19 protein-coding genes are annotated in these 22,326 nt (G+C 71.8%); 8 read left to right on the forward strand and 11 right to left on the reverse strand.

From position 1 onward, the window contains the following. Window positions 1–229: 229 nt before the first annotated feature. Window positions 230–1,675, reverse strand: coding sequence for a HAMP domain-containing sensor histidine kinase (locus ITJ68_RS08285; protein WP_323743254.1), 1,446 nt, complete (start codon window positions 1,673–1,675; stop codon window positions 230–232). A gap of 11 nt (window positions 1,676–1,686) precedes the next feature. After that, window positions 1,687–2,364: a response regulator transcription factor gene (locus ITJ68_RS08290; RefSeq protein WP_194660744.1), complete on the reverse strand. Its 678-nt coding sequence runs from the start codon at window positions 2,362–2,364 to the stop codon at window positions 1,687–1,689. 183 nt (window positions 2,365–2,547) lie between these two features. Here ITJ68_RS08290 and ITJ68_RS08295 point away from each other — a divergent pair, with 183 nt between their 5' ends. After that, a complete protein-coding gene (locus ITJ68_RS08295) occupies window positions 2,548–2,865 on the forward strand; it encodes a hypothetical protein (RefSeq protein WP_194660745.1) in 318 nt (105 codons plus the stop codon). Between the two features lie 25 nt (window positions 2,866–2,890). On the opposite strand, the gene ITJ68_RS08300 is transcribed toward ITJ68_RS08295, so the two are convergent. Further along, on the reverse strand, window positions 2,891–3,946 hold the full coding sequence (locus ITJ68_RS08300) for an FUSC family protein (RefSeq protein WP_194660746.1): 1,056 nt from the start codon (window positions 3,944–3,946) through the stop codon (window positions 2,891–2,893). 81 nt (window positions 3,947–4,027) lie between these two features. Here ITJ68_RS08300 and ITJ68_RS08305 point away from each other — a divergent pair, with 81 nt between their 5' ends. Together ITJ68_RS08305 and ITJ68_RS08310 are read left to right on the forward strand one after the other, a co-directional pair. Further along, window positions 4,028–5,272 (forward strand): aminoglycoside phosphotransferase family protein, encoded by a 1,245-nt coding sequence (locus ITJ68_RS08305; protein WP_194660747.1) that lies wholly within the window; start codon window positions 4,028–4,030, stop codon window positions 5,270–5,272. A gap of 594 nt (window positions 5,273–5,866) precedes the next feature. Next, a complete protein-coding gene (locus tag ITJ68_RS08310) occupies window positions 5,867–7,993 on the forward strand; it encodes a DEAD/DEAH box helicase (protein ID WP_194660748.1) in 2,127 nt (708 codons plus the stop codon). Between the two features lie 135 nt (window positions 7,994–8,128). Here the strand turns inward: ITJ68_RS08310 and ITJ68_RS08315 are convergent, their stop codons facing one another. Then, entirely contained in the window at window positions 8,129–8,401 is a 273-nt protein-coding gene (locus tag ITJ68_RS08315) for a mycoredoxin (protein WP_071274277.1), read from the reverse strand. A gap of 59 nt (window positions 8,402–8,460) precedes the next feature. Here ITJ68_RS08315 and ITJ68_RS08320 point away from each other — a divergent pair, with 59 nt between their 5' ends. Next, window positions 8,461–9,990, forward strand: coding sequence for a CYTH domain-containing protein (locus ITJ68_RS08320; RefSeq protein ID WP_194660749.1), 1,530 nt, complete (start codon window positions 8,461–8,463; stop codon window positions 9,988–9,990). A 161-nt stretch (window positions 9,991–10,151) separates the two neighbouring features. Here ITJ68_RS08320 and ITJ68_RS08325 read toward each other — a convergent pair whose 3' ends face one another. Next, window positions 10,152–12,323 carry a S9 family peptidase gene (locus ITJ68_RS08325; protein WP_194660750.1) on the reverse strand — a complete coding sequence of 724 codons (2,172 nt, stop codon included), beginning with the start codon at window positions 12,321–12,323 and terminating at the stop codon, window positions 10,152–10,154. A gap of 9 nt (window positions 12,324–12,332) precedes the next feature. Continuing rightward, window positions 12,333–13,592: a Fic family protein gene (locus ITJ68_RS08330; RefSeq protein ID WP_194660751.1), complete on the reverse strand. Its 1,260-nt coding sequence runs from the start codon at window positions 13,590–13,592 to the stop codon at window positions 12,333–12,335. Between the two features lie 110 nt (window positions 13,593–13,702). On the opposite strand from ITJ68_RS08330, the gene ITJ68_RS08335 reads away from it, so the two are divergent. Then, window positions 13,703–14,902: an amidohydrolase gene (locus tag ITJ68_RS08335; protein ID WP_194660752.1), complete on the forward strand. Its 1,200-nt coding sequence runs from the start codon at window positions 13,703–13,705 to the stop codon at window positions 14,900–14,902. Window positions 14,903–14,908: 6 nt separating this feature from the next. On the opposite strand, the gene ITJ68_RS08340 is transcribed toward ITJ68_RS08335, so the two are convergent. Together ITJ68_RS08340 and ITJ68_RS08345 are read right to left on the reverse strand one after the other, a co-directional pair. Next, window positions 14,909–15,799, reverse strand: a complete 891-nt coding sequence (locus tag ITJ68_RS08340; protein ID WP_194660753.1) for an aminodeoxychorismate lyase — start codon at window positions 15,797–15,799, stop codon at window positions 14,909–14,911. 19 nt (window positions 15,800–15,818) lie between these two features. Then, window positions 15,819–16,169 carry a tryptophan synthase subunit alpha gene (locus ITJ68_RS08345; protein ID WP_194660754.1) on the reverse strand — a complete coding sequence of 117 codons (351 nt, stop codon included), beginning with the start codon at window positions 16,167–16,169 and terminating at the stop codon, window positions 15,819–15,821. A gap of 64 nt (window positions 16,170–16,233) precedes the next feature. Between ITJ68_RS08345 and ITJ68_RS08350 the strand changes: the two genes are divergently transcribed. Next, a complete protein-coding gene (locus ITJ68_RS08350; protein ID WP_194660755.1) occupies window positions 16,234–16,755 on the forward strand; it encodes an 8-oxo-dGTP diphosphatase in 522 nt (173 codons plus the stop codon). A gap of 37 nt (window positions 16,756–16,792) precedes the next feature. Here the strand turns inward: ITJ68_RS08350 and ITJ68_RS08355 are convergent, their stop codons facing one another. The 3 genes from ITJ68_RS08355 to ITJ68_RS08365 all read right to left on the reverse strand — a co-directional run bounded on the left by ITJ68_RS08355 (window position 16,793) and on the right by ITJ68_RS08365 (window position 20,450). Then, on the reverse strand, window positions 16,793–17,077 hold the full coding sequence (locus ITJ68_RS08355) for a hypothetical protein (protein ID WP_194660756.1): 285 nt from the start codon (window positions 17,075–17,077) through the stop codon (window positions 16,793–16,795). A 34-nt stretch (window positions 17,078–17,111) separates the two neighbouring features. Then, on the reverse strand, window positions 17,112–18,668 hold the full coding sequence (locus ITJ68_RS08360) for an ABC transporter permease (RefSeq protein ID WP_194660757.1): 1,557 nt from the start codon (window positions 18,666–18,668) through the stop codon (window positions 17,112–17,114). Window positions 18,669–18,761: 93 nt separating this feature from the next. Next, a complete protein-coding gene (locus tag ITJ68_RS08365) occupies window positions 18,762–20,450 on the reverse strand; it encodes a cation:proton antiporter (RefSeq protein WP_194660758.1) in 1,689 nt (562 codons plus the stop codon). A 115-nt stretch (window positions 20,451–20,565) separates the two neighbouring features. On the opposite strand from ITJ68_RS08365, the gene ITJ68_RS08370 reads away from it, so the two are divergent. Both ITJ68_RS08370 and ITJ68_RS08375 read left to right on the forward strand, forming a co-directional pair. Then, a complete protein-coding gene (locus tag ITJ68_RS08370) occupies window positions 20,566–21,822 on the forward strand; it encodes an inorganic phosphate transporter (RefSeq protein WP_268096817.1) in 1,257 nt (418 codons plus the stop codon). After that, window positions 21,822–22,118 (forward strand): hypothetical protein, encoded by a 297-nt coding sequence (locus tag ITJ68_RS08375; protein ID WP_194660759.1) that lies wholly within the window; start codon window positions 21,822–21,824, stop codon window positions 22,116–22,118. The genes ITJ68_RS08370 and ITJ68_RS08375 overlap by 1 nt, the downstream gene beginning before the upstream one ends. The last annotated feature ends 208 nt before the right edge of the window (window positions 22,119–22,326 follow it).

Consider the following 22,326-nt stretch of genomic DNA (forward strand, 5'->3'; position numbering starts at 1 on the left):
AGCCTCCCGTCCGGCAGCGCGGTGCCGCACCACCAGCGGTCGCGACACCCCGCTCAGGTCCGCCGACCGGCCGCAACCAGTCGGTCGGAGCGTCGCGCAGCGACGACGACCGCCCTCTCGGCGGAACGCACGCGGGGCGTCGTGACCACTCGACGCTGGCGAGAGGGGGCGGCGCAGCAGCTCGACGGGGACCGCGGGCGAGGGCGCCGCGCCGCGCTACCGCGCCGCGCTACCGCGCCACGGGGACGCGCACGGTGACCTCGAGACCACCGGAGCGGACGTTGCGGAGGGACGCCGTGCCTCCTGCCCGTTCGGCGACGGCACGGACGATCGCGAGCCCCAGGCCGGAACCGCCCGGCAGGGGGATCGCGCCGGTCGCCGGGTCGGGAGCGGGGCGGGACTTCCGCGCCTCGTCGGGTCGGGTGAAGCGGTCGAACGCCACGGGCACGAAGGACTCGGGTACGCCGGGCCCGTCGTCGGTCACCTGGAGCTCGCCGAACTCGGGTGTGCTGCGCCAGGTGACGAGGACGCCGCCGCCTCGGGGGAGTGCGGAGACGGCGTTGCCGGCGATGTTCGTCACGAGCTGCGCCATGCCACCGGCGTCGAGCCGGTACCGGGCCTCGTCGGGTGTCGGGGACACTGCCGGCGGCTCCAGGTCGAAGTCGACCGTGATGTCCTTCGTGCTCGCGATCAACCGGACCCGGTCGACGGCGGCCATCACCTCGTCACCGAGGTCCGACCACGTCGAGAGCGCCTGCTGGTCCGTGTCACCAGCGCGCTCGGACTCCTCGATCCGGGACAGCGTCAGCAGGTCGTTCGCCAGCCGGGACAACCGCGCGACGTTGTTCTTGGCGCGCTCGATGTGTTCGGCCAGCGCGGCGGCGTCACCGGCGTCGAGCGAGGCGAGGTCGAGCTGCGTGGTGAGGATCGCGAGCGGGGTGCGCAGCTCGTGGCTGGCGTCGGAGACCATCTGCCGCTCGCGCTCGGTCGCCTGCCGGGTCCGTGCCAGGAACGCGTTGAGGGTGACGGCGAGCGACGCCAGCTCGTCCTGCGCCGGCCCGACCGGCAGCTCGGCGCGCTCCGGGGCGACGGAGAGCCGTTCGGCCTCGCGGCGCATCCGGTTCACCGGCCGGAGGGCGGCGGTGGCGAGGATCCACGAGGCGACCCCGAACGCGACCAGGATCGCCAGCCCGGTGACCGAGAGCGTCGTGGTGAGGTCGTCGACGACGATCGCCTCGGCCTGCGCGTTGCGGGCGGCGACGACGGTCCACCGGCCGGCCTGGTTCACGGGGTGTTCGACGACGACGCGGTACTGCGACCCGGACACGTCGATGACGCTCGTGCCGGCGGCGGTCGTGGTCAGGCTGCCGAGGGCGCTCTCGACCCGGGACGGCATCGTGGAGAGCACGATGTCGCCCTTCGGGGAGACGACGGCGACGAGTTGCAGGTTGCCCGGCGGCGAGAAGTCCGGGTTGCTGTCGACCTCGAGCGTGGCGACGTACGGGTCGGCGTCGGCATCGAGCAGGGTCCTGGTGGCCGATGCGACGACGCTCACCACCTGGAACCGCATCACCAGGACGAGCAGCACGATGACGACCGCGGCGATCGCCGTCGAGCCGATCGTGATCCGCGACCGGAGCGAGAGCAGCCGGAGCGGCCGGATGAAGCGCAGCACGTCGGGGCGCGTCAGGACCCGAGCAGGTCGAGCCGGTAGCCGCGTCCGCGCACGGTGGAGATGGCGACCGTCGCCTCGTGCGACGTCAGCTTCTTGCGGAGGTACGAGATGTACTGCTCCACGACGTTCGGGTCGACGTGCTGCGAGCCGTCCCAGACCTCTTCGAGGATCTTGGGCCGGTCGACCACCGTGCCGACGGAGCGCGCGAGCAGCCGCAGCAGCGCGAACTCGGTGGGGCTGACGGCGACGCGCTGGCCCTGGATGGAAACGCGGCGGGCCTCGGAGTCGATGGCGACGTCGCCGACCTCGATGATGCGCGGTGCCCCGGCGGCCTCACGGCGGCCGAGCGCACGGAGCCGGGCGGTGAGCTCGGCGAAGGCGAACGGCTTCGTCAGGTAGTCGTCGGCACCGGCGTCCAGGCCGAAGACCCGGTCGTCGACGCCGTCGCGGGCGGTGACGAGCAGGATCCGCACGGGGTCCTCTCGTTCACGGATGCGCCGCGCCAGCTCGAACCCGGACATGCCGGGCATCATCACGTCGACGACCGCCAGGTCGAACGCGTTGTCCCCGAGCGCGATGAGCGCCTCGACACCGTTCTCGACCGCGGTGACGCGGTACCCCTCGGCGGCGAGACCGCGTTCCATGAGGGCGCGCATCTCGTCGTCGTCCTCGACCACCAACAGCCGCATAGTGACCTCCTGGGACCCATCGTGGCATCGAACCGGCGTCCGGTGGTGTTCCGACCGTGATCCTGACTGAATCTCGTCACAGCGTGCCCCGTGATCGAGGGACGTGAGGACTGCTTGCTTCGTTGCTAGGCTCCCCGGCAGGACGGGATGTACCCGACAGACCGTCCTGTCTCTGGGGGACACATGGACGACCACTCTGACCACCCGGCAGTCATCCGACTGCGAGCCGAACTCGATGCGGCGTGGAAGGGCGTCGGAGCGCTCGCGCAGCTCGAGCACGTCAGCCGCGACCGTGTCGTCGCCGAACTCCGCGCCGCCGTCCCGGACGTCGCCAGTCGCGCTGCTCGCGAAGCCGGACAGGAGGCCGTGGTCGCCGAGATCCGTCGGTTCGCAGCTGCTGAGGTGGTCGCCTCCGACCCCACCGTGCCGAGCCGCGTGATCTGGGGCGACATCGTCGGCACCGCCACCGTCGCGGCCACCGCCACCACGACCCTGTCGTAGGAGGGGCCGGCGCGCGGCACCGCGGTCAGTCGTCCTCGCCGAGCAGCTCCTCGCGCACGCGGCGGATGTCCTCGAGCAGGGCGCCGATGAGGATCCAGTGCCGTGAGTTCGGCCGCACGACCTCGAGCGGTGCGGTGAGGGCGGGTTCGGTCTCCTCCGCGAAGGCCTCCGGCTCCGCCTGCGCCAGTTCCGTGGACTCGACCTGTCGCCCGAGCGCCCGCACGTCGGCACCGATCCTCGCCACCTCGGTCGCGATCCGACCCACCATCGGGTCGGCACGGAGGTCGGGCGTGGCATTGTCGCGGATGGCCCGCGTCATGCCGGTGACCCGGGTGACCAGGACGCGCAGGTGCTCGGTGACGGCGACGTCCCCGTCGAGGATCGTCCGGTGTCGACCGCCGCGCGGGTTCATCGTGAGCGACTCCCGCGCCGCGGTCAGCGCCGCATCGGCCTTGGCGTGCTGCTGGCGGAGCGAGCGGGCCCGGAGCAGGGCGTCGTTCCACCGGTCGTGGTCCCAGCCCTCGGTGAGACCGATCGCGACCCGCTCGAACGCCACCGCCGTGTCGCGCGCCAACCGGCCGACGGCGAGGTGTGCCGGCCGGAGCAGCACCGGCGGCACGATGACGGCGTTCACCACGAGGGCGACGGCCGCGCCGAGCACGGTCTCCAGCACCCGGTCGGCCGAGTAGTTCGGCGTGACCACCCCGGCGGTGAGCACGAGCATCCCGCTGATGCCGACCTGGGTCGCCGAGGTCGGGGTCAACCGGAGCGCCCAGGCGATCAGGATCGACAGGACGATCACGACGAGCACGACCCAGACCGCGTCACCGAGCAGGAAGTGCAGCCCGGTCGCCAACACGACGCCGAGCACGACACCGGCGCTCCGCTCGAGGCCCTTCACGAAGGACTGGTTGATGCTCGGCTGCACGACCAGCAGCGCCGCGATGGCCGCGAAGGTCGGGAAGGGTCCGCGGATGACGAGTTCCGAGAGCAGCACCGCCGCGACCACCGCGACCGCGGTCTTCACGACCTGCAGGAAGGGGGAGCGGCTCGAGCTGCGGAGGCGCGAGACCGGGTTCACGAGGACCACGCTAGCCACGCATCCGCACGCCGAGCCGCGCACGAACGCGACGAAACCGCACGGACACGGTTGACTGGTGTCGTGTGGCCGAATCATGAGCGCGTCATCCCGGAGGCCTTCGTCGGCTCCGGGACCACTGTGGTGGCCGCGCGCGCGCACTCGGTCGAACCGTCGGGCAACGGATACCTCTACGGGTACGAGGTCGACACCCTCGACCGCAACAACCTGCGTGCCACCGTCCTGACGTACGTCGACACCGGCGGCACCCACGACCAGAACAGCGCCCTGGTGACCGACCCGGCGACCAACGAGCCGGTCTCGGTCTGGGCGTACCCGAACGACCCCGGTCTGCCGGTCCTGCCGCAGGTGACCTACCGCGACGCCGTGGCCGAGCTCCTCACCACCCTCGGCATGCCGGTGACGAACCCGGTGCTGACCGTCGCGGCCTACCGCCCGGGCAAGCGCGCCGTGGTCCGGGTCGACGCCCCCGAGGGCACGCTCTTCCTCAAGGTCGTCCGGCCCCACCGCGTCGCACCGATCGTCCGCACGCACGAGCAGTTCGTCGCCGCCGGGCTGCCGGTGCCGCGCGTGCTCTCCAGTCGTGGCGACGGGCTGCTCGTGCTCGAGCGCATCCGCGGGGTGCCGGCGGGCAGCCGCATCCTCGACATCGCCGACGACCCGCGCTTCGTGGCGTCGCTCGCAGCACTGACCGGCCGGATCGCCACCGTGCCGATGACCCAGCAGGCCCGCGCCGACGCGATGGACCACGCCGACTGGCACCGGAAGACGCTCGTCACAGCGCTGCCGCAGGACGCGCTCGAGATCGACGAGCTCTACGACGCGATCGGCCGACGGTCGATCGGCTGGACCACGACGGACAAGCAGGTCGTGCACGGCGACCTGCACCTGGAGCAGGTCTTCGTCGACGAGGACGAGCCCTGGCGCATCTCCGGCCTGCTCGACATCGACACCGCCGGCTGGGGCTACCCGGTCCGCGACATCGGTGCCGTGGTGGCGCACCTCGTCGTCACCGGGCTGTGGCACCGCTCCCGCGGCGACGCCGACCGCGGCGCAGCGGCGGAACGCCTCGCCGACGCGATCGCCCGCGACTGGGCCGCCAGGAACCCGGCCGCCGCCGAGCGACTCGGACCAGCCATCGGTGCCCAGCTGCTGGCGCACGCCGGCGGCCAGGCGACCACGGGCTCCGCGAACGGCATCGCCACCGCGGAACAGCTGCTCCGGGCGACGCGGGCCGCGCTCGCGGAACCGGCCCCGAGCCTCCCGGCCGACGGCTCCGGCCGCCCGCGGTCCGCACCCCGCGTCTGAGACGAGCGTTCCCGCCTGCCGCTGTTCGGGCGGCAGGTCGGAACGCGCGTAGTGGGTCGGGAGATCGGACCCGGTACGCGCGTTCCCACTCGCGACGCGCGTTCCTGCCTGCCGCGCGTGAGGCGGCGCGTCGGAACGCGCGTTGTGGGTCGGAAGATCCGACCCGGTACGCGCGATCCCACCCACCACGCGCGGTCTGACCCACGGCACCGCCTGGAGGCTCGACGCGCGCGGGGTGCGCCGAGTCGCCTCCGTCGGTGGTCCGGGAGTACACTGACCGCGCACGCACCGCGTGCTCGCACGTCGCGTCGATTCCGGACACGACACTCGACCGGTTGGCCGAGCGGGCACCGGGTCCGCGACCGCTCCCGGCGAGTCGCGTGCGTGCGACAGCGCCGGATCCTCCGCGCTGATCGTGCCCATCGGACACCACCCGGGTGACCACGACGGGCACGGTCGACAGCCAGATCGTCGTGGGGATCGGCGCACCGGTGGGCCGCATCGGCCCGCCACGGCAGTGGTGCGACGGACGCACCGACGACTTCCGCCAGGACGGCGGCTCGCCCCGGTCTCGGGACGGAACAAGGAGGAGCCTTGGCTCGATCAGGCACGCGGCGTGCAGCCGGTGGGACGCGGACCGCGTCGCGCCGGACCCGGCCGCTCGACAACGACGGCGTCATCCCCGTGCTCGCCCGCGCGGTGCGCGAGGTCGAGGCGGCCGCCCAGCGCGGACCGCTGAAGGCGTCGAACCGCACGAAGTTCCAGGCGGTCGCGCTGCTCATGCGCGAGGAACGTGCCCGCGTCAAGGCGGACACGACGCTCACCGACGCCCAGCGCGCCGAGCAGATGAAGCGGCTCGACGGCGTCGCGACCATCCTCGCCAAGACGGCGGCACGCGACACCAGCGTCATCCAGCTCCTGGCCGAGGAGTCGCCCGTCACCGAGGCGACCCGCACCGTCAAGCGCGACATGATGATCGCCGGCGGCGTGGAGATGCAGCCGGAGGACCTCGTCATCGCGGCCGAGCCCGCGCCGGTCGTCACCGCGCAGGAGCGTGCCGTCGTGCCGCAGGCCGTCGTGCAGCGCCAGCTCGCCAACCCGTTCCTGCCGCCGGACTTCGCCCTCGCCGACCAGCCCGTCGCGCACCCGCGGCGCCTGGCGAACTGGGAGCTCTTCGGACCGCTCTTCAAGTCGTTCGAGTACGGCGCCGGTGGGGGATCGGCCTCGATGCCGCTGCCCGACCCGACCTCGGTGCAGACGATCTCCGGCACCACGCTGATGCAGCACCAGGCGGAGCTCGTCGCGGCCGCCGCGCAGGGCCACCGCACGTTCCTGCTCGCCGACGAACCCGGACTCGGCAAGACCGCGCAGTCGCTGCTCGCCGCCGAGGCCGCCGGGGCGTACCCGCTGCTCGTCGTCGTGCCGAACGTCGTCAAGACGAACTGGGCCCGCGAGGCCGCCCGCTGGGTGCCGAACCGCCGCGCGACCGTCATCCACGGCGACGGGGACGACCTCGACGGGTTCGCCGACGTCGTGATCGTGAACTACGAGATCCTCGACCGGCACTTCGGCTGGCTCGGGGCCTTCGGGTTCAAGGGCATGGTCGTCGACGAGGCCCACTTCATCAAGAACAAGGACTCGCAGCGCTCGAAGTTCGTGCTGCAGCTCGCCGAGAAGATCCGCGCGCGCACCTCGTCCCCGCTGCTCATGGCGCTCACCGGCACCCCGCTGATCAACTCGGTGGAGGACTTCCGCACGATCTGGGAGTACCTCGGCTGGATCGACGACAAGAAGCCCCGTGCGCAGCTCATGAACGAGCTCGAGGACATCGGGCTCACCCCGGCCGACCAGGGCTTCTTCGCCGAGGCCCGACGCGCCGTGATCGACATGGGCATCGTCCGCCGTCGCAAGGTCGACGTGGCCGCTGACATCCCCGCCCGTCGCATCGCCGACATCCCGGTGGAGCTCGACGGCGACGAGGGCCGCTCCATCCGCGACGCCGAGCGCGAGCTCACCGCGAAGCTCGTCAAGCGCTACCACCAGGCGCTCGACGCCCGCACCGGCCAGGCGCCGGTCGACGGCATCGACCACAAGCTCGTCCGCCAGGTCGCACGGTGGGAGCTCGAGGACCAGGACGCGTCCTCCACCGGGGAGAACGTGTTCTCGATGGTCCGGCGCATCGGCCGCGCGAAGGCCCAGCTCGCGGCGGACTACGCGGCGCAGCTGGCGGCGAACGTCGGCAAGGTCGTCTTCTTCGCCAAGCACCTCGACGTGATGGACCAGGCGGAAGAGGTCTTCGCCCGACGGCACCTGCGCACCGCGACGATCCGCGGCGACCAGACCGCGGCGCAGCGCACGGCCGAGATCGACTCGTTCGTGAACGACCCCGACGTCGCCGTGATCGTGTGCTCGCTCACCGCAGCCGGCGTCGGGCTCAACCTGCAGGTGGCGTCCAACGTCGTCCTCGCCGAGCTCTCCTGGACCAGTGCCGAGCAGACCCAGGCGATCGACCGTGTGCACCGCATCGGGCAGGAAGAGCCGGTCACCGCGTGGCGCATCATCGCCGCACAGACGATCGACACGAAGATCGCCGAGCTCATCGACTCCAAGGCCGGTCTGGCAGCGCGTGCGCTCGACGGCTCGGACGAGGAGGTCGTCGACTCGGGCGACATCCAGCTCGACGCCATGGCCGCGCTGCTGACGGAGGCGCTCGGCGGCTGAGGTCGGTTGAGCCGGAGCGTCTGTACGCAAAACACCGGTGTTCGTGCGTCGCGCCGCGGATTCCCGCGGCCTGGAGCACGAACACCGGTGTTTTGCATCACGGCCCGACGCAGGGAGGCGCCACCTGGTCGCGCGTCAGATGCGCGACTGGACCTCGGCCAGGGACGGGTTCGTCGCGGTGCTGCCGTCGGGGAACACCAGCGTCGGCACGGTCTGGTTGCCGCCGTTGACCTCGGCGACGAGCTCGGCCGTGCCCGGCGTCTGCTCGATGTCGACCTCGGTGAACGGCACACCGGCCTTGGACATCTGGTTCTTCAGACGCGCGCAGTAGCCGCACCAGGTGGTGGTGAACATGGTGACGCCGCCGGCCTGGGGCACGAACGCGTCGCGGGTGATCGTCTCGCTCATCTCCACAGGCTAACCCGCCGTGTCGTGAGCAGCCCCTGCACCCTGGTAGACAGGGGCATGTGACGGACACGCACCTCGAGATCGAGCGCACGTACGACCTGCCCGACGACGCCAGCCTCCCCGACCTCATCGGGGTCGGCGGCATCATGCAGGTCGACCACCAGGAGCCCTTCGAGCTCGACGCCACCTACTGGGACACCGAGCGGTACGACCTCGTCGCCGCCCACGTCACGGTCCGTCGGCGCACGGGCGGCACGGACGCCGGCTGGCACATCAAGCGTGCCGAGTCCGACACCGTCCGGCACGAGGAGCACTTCCCGCTCACGGACGACGCCGACACCGTGCCGGTCGAGGTCCTCGCCGCCCTGTTCACCGAGCGCCGCGGCCGCGGTCTCCGTCCGGTCGTGCGCATCACGACCACCCGCACGGTCACGCGACTCCTCGACGAGGACGGCGACCAGATCGCCGAGCTCGCCGACGACCGCGTCAGCGCCGAGCGCCTCGACGACGACGCCCCCGCCGATCCCCGCACCTGGCGGGAAGCCGAGGTCGAGACCGTCGAGGGCGTCGACCAGCAGGTCGCCCACGAGTTCCTCCGGTCCCTCGACGGCCGCTTCGCCGCGGTCGGGGCCGGCCCCGCCGCCGTCGCGTCCAAGCTGGCACGTGGGCTGGCAGGAGCACCCGCGCTGCGCCTCCAGTCCGCCGAGAAGCCGGACAAGGGCACCGTCGCCCGCGCGGTCGCCAAGCGGCTCAAGAAGCTGCGCTCCGCGCTGCTCGGCCAGGAGGCCCGGCTCCGCTCCGGCGACACCGCCGGCCTCCGTGAGACGGCCGAGACCGCACTCGGGGTCGCCGCCGTCCTGCAGACGTACCGTCCGGCGTTCGCCGCGACCGAGGACCTGGACCGTGCAGCCGAGGCGGCGGACGCCCTGGCTGCCGTCACCGCGAAGGCCGCGCTGGCCGAGTACCTGATCGAGCGCCTGCCGCGGGCGTCGTCGCCGGCACAGGACGAGCTCGTCGACGCGATGACCCGCGAGCGCATCCTGGCGTCGACCCGGGAGCGCCGCGACCAGGCCTCGCGCGACGTCGTGGCGTTCCTGCACACGGAGGCGTTCCTGGAGCTCCTCGACGCCCTCGACGACGCCGTCGAGCGCCCCGCGCCGACCGCGTGGGCGCTGCGCTCCCCGAAGCACGTCGCGCAGGACGTCTCCGCGATCGTGAAGCCCCACGTGCGCGAACTCGTCCGCGACGCCGTGGCCGACGACACCTCGGACACCGCCGCTGCGCGCGAGGCCGCCGACCGTGCCACCACCGAGCTGGCGTGGCAGGCGACCATGCGGGCCCGGATGGCGATGGACCTGCTCGGGGATGACGCCTTCCCGCATGCGCTGTGGAAGCGCATCGGCGCGGCGGCGGACGTGCTCACGGAGCGGGTGCGGTCGCTGTACGCGCTCGACGCACTGCGGGCGAACGCCGCCATCGCCGAGCGCGGTGGCGAGTCGACGTTCGGGTACGGCGTGCTGGCCGGTGACCGGGTTCGCCTGGCCGAGGAGTCCTACGACGAGGCGGTGCACGCGCTCAACCGCGTGTGACGCGCTGCGTGTGCGTGTGCGTGTGAGTGTGCTCGCGCGTGCGCGTGCGCGTGCGCTAGCGCTCGTGCTCGTGCGTGCGCGCGTGCCCATCGAGGGAGCAGACGACGTCGGGTGCGTGACCGCGACCCGACGTCGTCTGCTCCGTCGATGCTGTCCGGGCGCTAGCCCGCCGCGATCGGCGCTGCCGAGGCCGCCGCAGGGGAGACGTCGGCCAGTCCGAGCGTGTCCAGGATCCACGCGAGCTCGAAGGCACGCTCCTGCCACGAGGCGTACCGGCCACTCACGCCACCGTGTCCCGCGGCCATCTCGGTCTTCAGGAGCACCGGGGCACCGACCTCGCGGAGCTTCGCCGTCCACTTCGCCGGCTCGACGTAGAGCACGCGGGTGTCGTTGATCGAGGTGACCGCGAGGATCGCCGGGTACTCGACGTCGGAGCGGACGTTCTCGTACGGGCTGTACTCGCTCATGTACCGGTAGACCTCGGGGTCGTGGAGCGGGTCGCCCCATTCGTCCCACTCGATGACGGTCAGCGGCAGGTCCGGGTCGAGGATGCTCGTCAGCGCGTCGACGAAGGGCACCGCTGCCACGATGCCGGCGAAGCGGTCCGGGGCGATGTTGGCGACGGCGCCCATCAGGAGTCCGCCGGCGCTGCCACCCTCGGCGACGAGCCGGTCGGGGCTGGTGCGACCGGTGGCGATCAGGTGGTCGGCGACCGCGACGAAGTCGGTGAAGGTGTTCTTCTTCGTCAGGGTCTTGCCGTTCTCGTACCAGTGCCGGCCGAGCTCGCCGCCACCCCGCACGTGGGCGACCGCGAAGACGACCCCGCGGTCGAGCAGCGACAGGCGCATCACGCTGAAGCCGGGGTCGATCGAGTACTCGTACGAGCCGTAGCCGTACAGGTGCAGCGGGGCCGGGGCGTCGGTGTCGACGGCGTCCCGGCGCCACACGAGGGAGACCGGCACACGGGTGCCGTCCTCGGCCGTGGCCCAGTCGCGCTCCTGCACGTAGTCGTCGGGGTCGTAGCCGCCGAGCACGGGCTGGCGCTTGAGCACCGTGACCTCGCCGGTCGCGAGGTCGAGGTCGCTCACCTCGGACGGGGTGACGAACGAGGTGAACCCGATGCGGAGCGTGGGCTGGTCCCACTCCGGGTTGCCGCCGAGGCCGGCGGAGAACAGGGCCTCCTCGAAGGGGACCTCGCGCGGTTCGCCGTAGCCGTCGCCCTCGATCGGGATGATCGCGACGCGGGGCAGGGCCTCGGCGCGGTACTCGACCGCGAGGTGGCCGGCGAAGGCGTCGGCGGACTCGATGCGGCGTTCGGTGTGGTGCGCGACGACCACGCGGCGGTCGGTCTCGGAGGTCGGGTCGTCGGCGGGGACGTCCACGAGCTCGAAGTTCTCGGCGCCGTCGTTGTGCAGCACGAGCAGGCGGTCGCTGCCGCCGACGATGGCGTGCTCGATCTCGTACTCGACGCCCTCGCGCCGGGGCCAGACGACGTGGAACTCGCCCGTCGGGTCGGCGGCGTCGAGGACCCACGCTTCGGACGTGATCTTCGAACCGAGTTCGATGACGATGTACTGCGACGAGCGGGTCACCCCGATGCCGACCCAGTAGCGGTCGTCGGGCTCCTCGAACACGACGACGTCGTCGGTCGAGGCGGTCCCCACGGTGTGACGCCAGATGCGGTCCGGGCGCCAGGAGTCGTCGACGGTGGGGTAGAACACGTAGCGGCCGGAGGGGTCGAACGTGGCGCCGGAGCCGGTCTTCTCGACGACGTCGGGCAGGTCCTCGCCGGTGGTCAGGTCACGGACGTGCAGGGTGTAGCGCTCGTCACCGGCGACGTCCACGCCGTACAGCAGCCGGGTGCCGTCGTCGGAGATGTCGTAGGACCCGAGCGAGAAGAACTCGTGCCCGTCGGCCAGGGTGTTGCCGTCGAGGACGACCTGCTCGCCGGGGAGCGTGGCCGCGCTCTCCTCGAGCGACGGCGGGGTCCAGTCGTCCGGACCGCTGATCGGGGCCCGGCACTGGACGCCGTACTGGCTGCCCTCGGCCGTACGCGTGAAGTACCACCACTGGCCCATGCGGACCGGGACGGAGAGGTCCGTCTCCTGCACGCGGCCCTTGACCTCGCCGAAGATGCGCTCGCGCAGTGCGGCGAGGTGGTCGGTCGACGCGGCCGTGTGCGCGTTCTCGGCTTCGAGGTACGCGATCGTGTCCGGGGACTCCTTGTCCCGGAGCCACTCGTAGTCGTCGACGAAGTCGATGCCGTGGTGGGTCCGCGTGACGGGCCGCTTGTCGGCGGTGGGCGGGGTGGTCGCTTCGTGCTCGCTGCTCACCGTGCCAGCCTAGGCCGCGTCCTCGTGCACGAGCTCGCGGCGCACGCCGTCGTGCACCCCGACGGCGACCCGCTCGGCGAAGGCGTCGAGCTCGGTGGCGACCCCGGTGACCAGCCAGGCCCGGCCTCGGCGGCGCTGCGTGACCGGACGCACGGCCCCGCTGCGCTCGAGCGTCCGGACCAGGGCGTCGACCGATGCCGGCCCGGACCCCGGCGACCGTCGGCGGAGTGCGACGACGAGGTCCTCGGCGTCGTCCTCGGTCAGGACGGCGTCACGGGAGAGCTCGGGGAGCGGCCAGGGGAGCTGCCGACGCGTGTCCTCGGCGTGCTCGTCGAGCAGCAGTGCCACCAGCGCAGCCTCGTCGCAGACCGTCCCGATCGCCACCGCGAGGTCGGCGACGAAGTCGTGCACCAGGCCGGAGCGGTACCGGGCCAGATGCTCGAAGTACCGCGACCGGTCGGCCACGAGTGCGGTGGCGACCGGCACGGTGATCGTCGTGGTGAGCCCGCAGCGGCGCAGGACCGCCCCGATGAGCGCACGACCCATGCGCCCGTTGCCGTCGGTGAAGGGGTGGACGGACTCGAACTGGGCGTGCGCGATCGCTGCCTGCGCGACGGGGTGCAGGTCGTCACGCTCGAGGAAGGCGACGAGGTCCGCCATGGCGTCGGGGACGAGCTCGGGCGGTGGTGGGACGTACGTCGCAAGTCGTGGGCTGCCACCCCCGCCGATCCAGTTCTGCACCGTGCGGTACCGACCGGCGTCGCGGCCGTCGAGCGGGTCGTCGCGCATCAGGTCGTGGTGTGCGGCGAGGATCGAACGCTCGGTGATGCGTCCGGCGCTCGCGCCGCAGCCCGTGCTGGCGTCGGCCATCAGTCGGCGGAGTGCGGTCGTCGCGGCGACCATCAGCGTCGCGCTGCCGTTCGCCCGCACACCGACCACGGCGCGGACGTAGTCGTCGAGGTCGGCGTGCTCGTCCTCGATCCGGGAGGACGCGACGGCCTCGGTCCGTGCCAGCAGTCCGCCCAGTGCGCCGAGCCGGTCCCCGTGGTGCTCGTCGAGGCTCCGGAGGGCCGCGGCTGCCCGGTCGAGCAGCGCGAGGTCATCGGGCACGGGGTCGTACCGGCGGTCGGCGATGGGCGGCGGCACGGAGGTCGTGACCGCGGTGCAGAGCCGGTCGGCACGAGGACCACGGCGCGAGCTGCGCCACGGCCGCTCCGCCGTGCCGTGGACCGCCCACTCCGGGGCGAGACCGGGGCCGTCGTCGTCCACGTGTCCTCCTGTCGTCCCTCCGACCGTAGGCACGGCGTCGCCCCAGCCGGGCATCGTCGGGATGTTGTATCTCGCCGTCGTCGTCACCGGCCGTGGCTACCGTGGACGACATGACCAACACGTTCGCGATCACCGGTGCCCACGTCGTCCCCGTCACGTCCCAGGAGTTCGACGGGGGAGCCGTCGTCGTGCAGGACGGCCGCATCACCGCGATCGGCCCGGACGTCACCCCGCCGCAGGGCGTCCCCGTGATCGACGCCGCGGGCGCATGGCTCCTCCCCGGCTTCGTCGAGGCCCACGGGCACGTCGGCATCCACGAGGAGGCGAACGGCCCGGCCGGCAACGACACGAACGAGCTCACCGGACCCAACCAGGCCGCGGTCCGCGCGATCGACGCCGTGGACATCGACGACGAGGGCTTCCGGGACGCCCTGTCGGGCGGCGTCACCGCGATCGTCGTCAAGCCCGGGTCCGGCAACCCGATCGGCGGCCAGTCCGTGGCGATCAAGACCTGGGGCGGGCGGACCATCGACGAGCAGCTGATCTCGGACGCCGTGAGCGTGAAGAGCGCCCTCGGCGAGAACCCGAAGCGCGTCTACGGCGACAAGGGCCAGACGCCCTCCACGCGGCTGGGCGTCGCGAAGGTCATCCGCGAGGCCTTCGTCGACGCGCAGGACTACCGTGCCGCACGGGACGCCGCTGCCACGAAGGGCGAGCCGTTCGCCCGTGACCTGACGAAGGAGACCCTGGTTCGGGTGCTCGACGGCGAGCTCGTCTGGGACCAGCACACGCACCGCCACGACGACATCGCGACCGCGATCCGCCTGTCCGAGGAGTTCGGCTACCGGCTCGTCGTGAACCACGGCACCGAGGGCCACAAGATCGCCGACGTCCTGGCCGCCAAGGACATCCCGGTGATCTACGGACCGCTCTTCACCAGCCGGTCGAAGGTCGAGCTCCGTGACCGGGGCATCCCGAACCTGGCGGCGCTCGCGGCCGCCGGGGTCCGCGTCGCGATCACCACCGACGCGCCCGTCGTCCCGATCGCCATGCTCGTGACGCAGGCGACGATGGCGGTCCGCGACGGCCTGCCCCGTCAGACGGCGCTCGAGGCCCTCACCGTGAACCCGGCGACGTTCCTCGGGTTCGGGGACCGCGTCGGGCGCCTCGAAGCCGGTTGGGACGCCGACCTGGTCCTGTGGTCGGGCGACCCGCTGGACGCCACCAGCCGGGCGACCCGGGTGTGGATCGACGGCCAGCAGGTCTTCGCGTGGGCCGACGGCGTGGGGACCACCACGCCCCGCTGGTAGCGAGCCTCAGGACTCCCGCGACAGCAGGAACTCGTTCATCTGCTCCGTCAGGTCGAGGTCCATCGCCTGCTCGTCCCCGTTCACCAGTCGGATCGGGGCGGCCTGGCGCACGCTCGACACGAGCCACAGGGCATCCGCCGCCCGCAGGTCCGCCATCGTGACGAGCTCGTAGGCCGTCTCGATGCCCTCGGCCTCGGCGAACCGGAAGACGTCCGCCTGCGTGGTGCCGGCGAGGATCCCGATGTCGGTGCGCGGCGTGACGAGCCGTCCGCCGACCGCCATCACCAGGTTGGCGCGGGTGCCCTCGAGCACGTAGCCGTCGCTCGAGACGAACAGGGCATCGTCGGCCCCGCGTCGGGCGGCCTCGCGCAGGGCTGCCATGTTCACCGCGTACGAGAGCGACTTCGCGCCCTGCAGCAGCCACGGTGAGGTGCGCTCGACGTCGTGGCGGTACCCGCGGTCGAGCGTCACGACGGAGATGCCCTGCGTCCTGGCGGGCGTCGAGTCGCCGGAGGCCGCCGCGTACACCCAGCCGGTGGGGCGGTCGGAGCCCTCGACGCCGCGGGTCATGACCGTCTTCGCGAAGGCCTCGTGCACGGGGTCGAGCTCGGCGCAGACGGCCTCGACCGCGCGGCGCCAGGCGTCGAGGTCGGGCAGCGGCAGGTCGAGCATGCGGGCGGAGCGCACGAAGCGGTCGAGGTGGGCCTCGAGGGCCTGCGGACGGCCGTCGACGACGGTGATCGTCTCGAAGACGCCGTCACCGCGGATGATCCCGAGGTCCTGCACCTGGAGGTTCGTGCCGAGGGGCGCCTGGTACGTGAAGGCGTCCGCGGCGGGGTCGTGCGCGGCGGCCTCGCGCGAGGGCTGGTTCAGGACGGCGAGCACGGTTTCGGTCATGCGACCATCCAACCGCAGGTCAGCTCTGCTTCGGCAGGGCTCCCATGAGCTTCCAGACGGCCTCGGTCAGCTCCGGGTGCTGCAGCGCGATGCGGCGCAGCCGGTGGTACTCCTCGCCGAGCCGGGTGCCCTGCCCGGAGGCGGGGTGCATCGACCACTGCGCACTCCGGCGTCCGATCGCGTCGTCCATCTCGAGCGCTTCTTCGCGGAGGATGAGCACGACCTGCTCGTCGACGCTCGGCAGCATCGGCATGAACTCCCACGGGTCGTCGCCCTGACGACTGCGGTGCTCGACGATCATCGAGATCTCCTCGGCAGCCTCGGCACGCAGCACTTCGAGGCTGCGCCCGAACCGACGGTGCTCAGCCATGGTGCCCCCGCAGACCACCTGCCATGGAACGAGCGTACGCCAGTTCTTCGGCCAGACTGGACACGTGCCGACCCGTGACGAGACGAAGAACCAGCACCCCAGAGTCGTCGTCGTGTACCTGCTGCGCGACGGTGCCGACGGGCCGGAGGTGCTCCTCGGGGAGAAGCGCCGCGGCCTCGGGACGGGACGTGTGGTCGGCCCCGGCGGCAAGCGCGAGCCGGGGGAGTCGGCGGTCGACACCGCCGTCCGCGAGGTCGCCGAGGAGGTCGGTCTGCGGCTCGACCCCGCCGACCTGGAGGCTCGTGGCACGTTGGACTACCGGTTCCCGTTCCGCCCGTCCTGGTCCCAGGTCTCCGACGTCTTCGTCGGCCGGCGCTGGTCCGGCACACCCACCGCGAGCGACGAGCTGGAAGCACGATGGGTCCCGGTCGACGCGGTGCCGTACGACGCCATGTGGGACGACGCCCGCTACTGGCTGCCGGGCGTGCTCCGCGGCGGGACCGTCGACGCACGCTTCACGTTCGCGGACGACGACGCGACCGTCGCCGGCTTCACGGGCACCGGCGTCGACGCACCGAGCCGCTAGACAGCTCGCGCACTGCCGCCGGGAGCAGGCGTCGGTCTCAGCGACGCTGCTGCGTGCGCGTGCTGCCCGTGCGGGCCTCCTCGGCCTCGGCCATGACGTCGGCGTCCCCGCTCCGGCCGCCGAGCGGGCGGACGAAGAAGTCGACGATGCCCACCACGATCGCGCCGACGAGCGCGAACATCGCCCATCCGACGAAGAGCCCGGCGGTGTCGCGGCCGTCCGCCGGCGCCAGGACGACGCTCGAGACCCAGAGCGCTGCGGTGAGCGCGAGCAGGACGACGACGAGCGTGACGAGGAGGCGGTGCCAGGCGGTGCGGGTCATGATCGGCCCAGGATACCGCCAGGTGCCGCGGTCCTCAGCGGGCCGCGTGCCGACTGTGGGACGTGCTGGTGGGATCGGCCGGGGTGCCGGAGCCGTCGGTCCGTGGGACGGGGCGGGTGCGTGGGCCCGCACCGGGGCCTCCCGTCCGGTTGCCCGCCGGCTGCCGGTCCGTCTGCCGGACCACCGGGATGCGCCCCGTCGTCAGGGGTTCGTTCTCGAGGCCGTCGCGTCCGCCGGTGAAGACGTCGCCGCCGACGCGGTCGTCCTGCCAGTCCTCGTCGCGCAGGACCTGCAGCGTGCCGGTCTCGGTGGAGGACAGCCCGTGCCGCTCGAGCTCGACGTCGCGCTGCTGACCGAGGAACTCGCGGTTGGCGTTCTGGGCGTCCTGGAACATCGTGGTGCGCCCGGTGACGATGGCGCGGATGCGGCGGCGCTCCCACCACATCTTGCCGAAGTACATGAGCACCAGCCCGGCGCCGGCGTAGCACGCCATCGTGATCAGGCCGCGGGCGGGGCCGGGGCCGACGCCGTAGATCTGGTGCTTGATCATGTCGACCATGCTGGAGCCGACGACGACGTTGTTGAGCCAGGCGAAGGGCTCTGGCATGAACCACTTCGGGTAGGCGCCGCCGGAGGACGGCATGGACAGGAAGACGAAGCAGATCATCGCGGGCGCGGCGATGAACCGGCCGACGAAGTAGCTCAGGCCGTTCACCGCCAGGCCGATCGCCACGATCCAGCCCCACGCGATGAGCACGAGTTCGATCCAGTGCCCGTGGATGGCGCCGACGACGGGTCCGGCGAGCGTGTTCGTGATGAGCGAGATGACGAGACCGCCGACGACGATGACCGTCATTCGGGTGCGGTGCCGCAGCGGGCCGCCCATGATGCCGATGAACATCGCGACCATGTAGCCGCCGATGCACCAGGCGAGCATCACGTACATCGGGACGGTGCCGTACTCGTCGTACGCGGGGAGCGCGGCGAGCTCGGTGACCTTCGGTGTGGCGACCCCGATCGCGGTGAGCACGGCGGTCAGCGTGGCGGGGACGAGGTTCGCGACCTGGAACTGGTGCGCGCTGGCCTTGAAGAACTCGTTCGTCGACGGGTCGTACGCGACCGCCATCGAACCGGCGAGCACGTCCCGCTTCGCCGCGACGAGGGAGTCGTACGTGTGGAAGACGAACTCCCCGGGCAGGGCCTTCTGGACGGCCGCGATGAAGCCGGGGTCGCTGCCGATGAGCGCGACGGGCACGTCGTGCGGGTGCGGGGCGTGGAACGCGAAGACGTAGCAGAGGCAGAAGCCGACGATGAAGAACAGCGGCATCCAGAGCTGCAGGCCGATCAGCTGCAGCGAGGGGTGCAGCGTCGAGAACCAGCGGCGGTACGCGCTGATGTGCTGTGGCTGGGGGACCGGGGCCTGGCGGCGGACGGGCCTCGACGACCCGGCGACCTTCGCGCCGCGGCGGGGCGCGGTGCCGCGGGCGGAGGGGCGCGTGGTGCGCTGCTTCGGAGCGGGTCGCGGTCCGGACGCGCCGGGACGGTCCGAGGTGTCGGAGTGCTTCGGGACGTCGTTCCGCGGGATGCTCACTGGCGCGCTGTGCTCCTGGTCTCGTGTCGGGTCACCCGAGGATACGCCCGGCCTCTGACCGCGCTCCTGAGTGGCCGCAGCAGCCCGGCGCCGCTACGACCGGCTGCGGGACGCCTGCGCGGAGTCCATCGCCAGCTCCTCGGCGTCGAGGGTCACGAGCACGCGGCGCATGACCTCCTCGTCGAGGTTGCCGCGCTCGCGCTCCTCGAGCACGATCTCGCGGCGCCGGTCGAGCAGCTCGCGGCGGATGTCCTGGATCTGCGACCCGCGGAGACGAGCGGGCGCGTTGCGGTCCTCGGACTCCTCTTCCATCGCGTCCTGTCGGAAGACCTCCGCCTGGCGCTGCAGGCGGCTCTTGAGCCGGCTGACGACGGAGTCGACGGCCTGGTCGCCGTACTGCTTCGCCCACTCCGGCCGGCGCTTGTCGAGCAGCTCGATCGCCGCCTCGGTGGTGCGCTGGTTGAGACGCATCTCGCTGCGGACGTCCTCCTCGCCCTCGGCCGGGTCCTGCACCTTGAGCGACCGGATCACGAAGGGGAGCGTGAGGCCCTGCAGCAGGAGCGTGCCGACGGTCACGATGAACGCGATCACGAAGATGGTGTCCTGGGCCTTGATGTCGACGGGGTTCGCCACGACCGACACCGCCGCGGCCAGGGTCACCACCCCGCGCATGCCGGTCCACGAGATGACCGTCAGCTCCCGCCAGTTCAGCTTCGGTTCGGCTGACCCGCGGATCCAACGGAGGGACGGGTGCCCACGGGACAGCTTGATCCGCAGTGGTCGGAGCCATCGCCCGTTGAAGCGGTTGCGCACGTAGGACTCGAACACGAACAGCGGCCGGACGACGATCACGACCGCGAGCACCACCGCCGCCGCGGTCAGGGTCTGCCCGAGACTCCGCTCGCTCTTGATGAGGTCCTGCACGACGGTGTTGAGCTGCAGGCCGATGAGCGCGAAGACGAAGCCCTCGAGGATGACGTCGATGCTCGTCCAGAGCGGGCGTTCCTGCAGGCGGGTGGCGTAGCCCTCCTTCGGCGAGTTGTAGCCGATGTAGAGCCCGGCCGTGACGACGGCGATCACGCCGGAGCCGGAGAGGTCCTCGGCGAGGATGTACGCCACGAACGGCAGCAGGATGCTCATGATGGTCTCGACGACGGGGTCGTTGATGCGCATCCGGATCCAGTGCACGAGCACACCGAGCACGATGCCGACCGCCAGGCCGACCCCGATCGCCAGGCCGAAGATGCCGAGGTCCTGCCAGATCGTCAGCGAGGTGCCCGCGGCGATGAGCGTGAAGACGCGCACCAGGGTCAGCGAGGCGGCGTCGTTGATGAGGCTCTCGCCGGACAGCACCGTCATGACCCGGCGGGGGAGCCCGAGCTTGCGACCGATCGCGGCGGCGGACACCGCGTCCGGCGGGGCCACGATGGCGCCGAGCAGGATCGCCGCCGGCCAGTCCATGTCCGGGATGATGATGTACGCCGCCAGGCCGACCGCGAGCGCCGTCACGATGACGAGGAAGATGCCGAGTCGGCGGATCTGCTTGATGGACGTCCGGAAGCTCTGCCACGACACGTCGAGCGCCGCCGAGTAGAGCAGCGGGGGCAGGATCACCGTGAGGATCAGCTCGGAGTCGATCTCGATCGGCGGCAGCCCCGGCAGGAACGACGCCGCGAGCGCCACCGCGGTGACGAGCAGCGGAGCGGGCAGTCCCTTCGACCGCGCGAACCCGGTGACGAGCAACGATCCGACCAGCAGGATGAGGAGCTCGGCGGTGTCCATGCCCTCATTCTCCCATCGGCATGCTTCCGAACCTGAACGAGTTTGAAGGCCGTGTGAACATCGGGTGACCATCTGGGTTTGCCCCGGACGCCGCGGACTGGTTCACTGGCCCGCGGTGGACATCACACTCATAGTCGTCCTGGTCATCGCGTTGGCCCTCTTCTTCGACTTCACAAACGGATTTCACGACACCGCCAACGCGATGGCGACACCGATCGCCACCGGGGCCATGAAGCCCAAGGTGGCGGTCACGGTCGCCGCGGTGCTCAACCTCGTCGGTGCGTTCCTCAGCACCGCCGTCGCGACGTCGATCTCGCACGGGTTGATCAACGAAGGCCCCGGTGGGGTCGCGATCTCGCCGGAGATGATCTTCGCCGGGCTGATCGGCGCGGTGGTCTGGAACATGATCACGTGGCTGCGCGGCCTGCCGTCGTCGTCCTCGCACGCGCTCTTCGGTGGGCTCATCGGTGCGGCGATCGTGGGCGCCGGGTTCCAGTCGGTGAACTACGTCGCGCTGATGACCGTCGTCATCATCCCGGCGTTCCTCTCCCCGGTGATCGCGGCGTTCGTCTCCTTCCTGTCGACGCGCATCGCGTACCGGATCACGCGTCGACCGGTGTTCCCGAACGAGCGCGGCGGGTTCCGTGTCGGACAGATCTTCACCTCGTCGATGGTGTCGCTCGCGCACGGCACGAACGACGCCCAGAAGACGATGGGTGTCATCACGCTCACGCTCATCGCGTCGGGCGCCCAGTCGTCGAACCAGGGCGTGCAGTTCTGGGTCGTCATCGCCTGCGCCCTCGCGATCGCCCTCGGCACCTACACGGGCGGCTGGCGCATCATCCGCACGCTCGGCTCGGGCATCACCGAGATCCGCGCCACGCAGGGCTTCGCCGCCGAGGCCTCCACCGCCGCCACCATCCTCGCGTCGAGCCACCTCGGCTTCGCGCTGTCCACCACGCAGGTGTCCTCGGGCTCGATCATCGGTGCCGGCCTCGGACGCCGCGGCTCGAAGATCCAGTGGTCCACCGCGGGCAAGATCGTCATCGCGTGGTTCATCACCCTCCCGGCCTCTGCGGCCGTCGGTGCCGTGGCCTCGGGCATCGCCCGCTTCGGTGTCGTCGGGCTGGTCCTCGACGCGGTCATCGGCGGCGTCGTGATCCTCGGCCTGTACCTCTGGTCGCTCCGCAAGCCGCACGAGCAGGCCTCCGCGATCGAGGTCGACGTCGCCGCGAACGCGGTCTACACCCGCAAGGAGCTGCGTGACCTGCAGCGCAAGAAGCGCGCCGAGAACGTCGCCGCGCGCCGCGCCGAGCTGAGCCGCGAGCGAACCCTCCGACGCATGGGTGCTCGCAAGGGAGGACGCCGCTGATGGGCATCGACTGGTTCGCGTTCCTGACCGTGGCCGTCGTCGCGGTCGTCGCCTCGTGCTTCGTCGTCTCCGTGTACTCGGTCGGGCTGCGGTTCTGGAGCGCCGCCGACACCCGCGCCGGCAAGTTCACCGTGAAGGACGACGGCACGATCGGCCCGGCGACGGCCGGCTTCCCGAACCCGGCGGGCTCGAGCGGCGCCGTCCGGGGTCTCCGCTCCCTGGCGATCGCGTGCTTCGTGGTCTGCGCCGCGACCGTGCTGTACGGCATCTACCTCATCGTCCCCCAGTTCCACTGACGCGCCGGCGGTCCCGCCCGCTCGCGACCCACCAGCCGGGAGGCTCGTGGCGGCCTGGCACCGCGCCTCCCGTCCGCCGCGTGCCCGGCTGGTGCGACGTTGCCCACGTGGTGCGCGCTCGTCGGCGCGCACGGGGTGCACACCCTCGCACCGGGCGGAGGAACTCGCACCGTGCGTGCCCTCGCACCGGGCCGAGGAACTCGCACCG

It is taken from the genome of Curtobacterium sp. VKM Ac-1395 (genome assembly GCF_015350975.1).
Lineage (GTDB): Bacteria > Actinomycetota > Actinomycetes > Actinomycetales > Microbacteriaceae > Curtobacterium.

Excerpts from the sequence above, each read along its gene's own strand:
- ITJ68_RS08290 (WP_194660744.1), bottom strand. The coding sequence starts at position 2,364 with ATGCGGCTGTTGGTGGTCGAGGACGACGACGAGATGCGCGCCCTCATG.
- ITJ68_RS08295 (WP_194660745.1), top strand. The coding sequence starts at position 2,548 with ATGGACGACCACTCTGACCACCCGGCAGTCATCCGACTGCGAGCCGAA.
- ITJ68_RS08315 (WP_071274277.1), bottom strand. The coding sequence starts at position 8,401 with ATGAGCGAGACGATCACCCGCGACGCGTTCGTGCCCCAGGCCGGCGGC.
- ITJ68_RS08335 (WP_194660752.1), top strand. The coding sequence starts at position 13,703 with ATGACCAACACGTTCGCGATCACCGGTGCCCACGTCGTCCCCGTCACG.
- ITJ68_RS08340 (WP_194660753.1), bottom strand. The coding sequence starts at position 15,799 with ATGACCGAAACCGTGCTCGCCGTCCTGAACCAGCCCTCGCGCGAGGCC.
- ITJ68_RS08345 (WP_194660754.1), bottom strand. The coding sequence starts at position 16,169 with ATGGCTGAGCACCGTCGGTTCGGGCGCAGCCTCGAAGTGCTGCGTGCC.
- ITJ68_RS08355 (WP_194660756.1), bottom strand. The coding sequence starts at position 17,077 with ATGACCCGCACCGCCTGGCACCGCCTCCTCGTCACGCTCGTCGTCGTC.
- ITJ68_RS08365 (WP_194660758.1), bottom strand. The coding sequence starts at position 20,450 with ATGGACACCGCCGAGCTCCTCATCCTGCTGGTCGGATCGTTGCTCGTC.
- ITJ68_RS08375 (WP_194660759.1), top strand. The coding sequence starts at position 21,822 with ATGGGCATCGACTGGTTCGCGTTCCTGACCGTGGCCGTCGTCGCGGTC.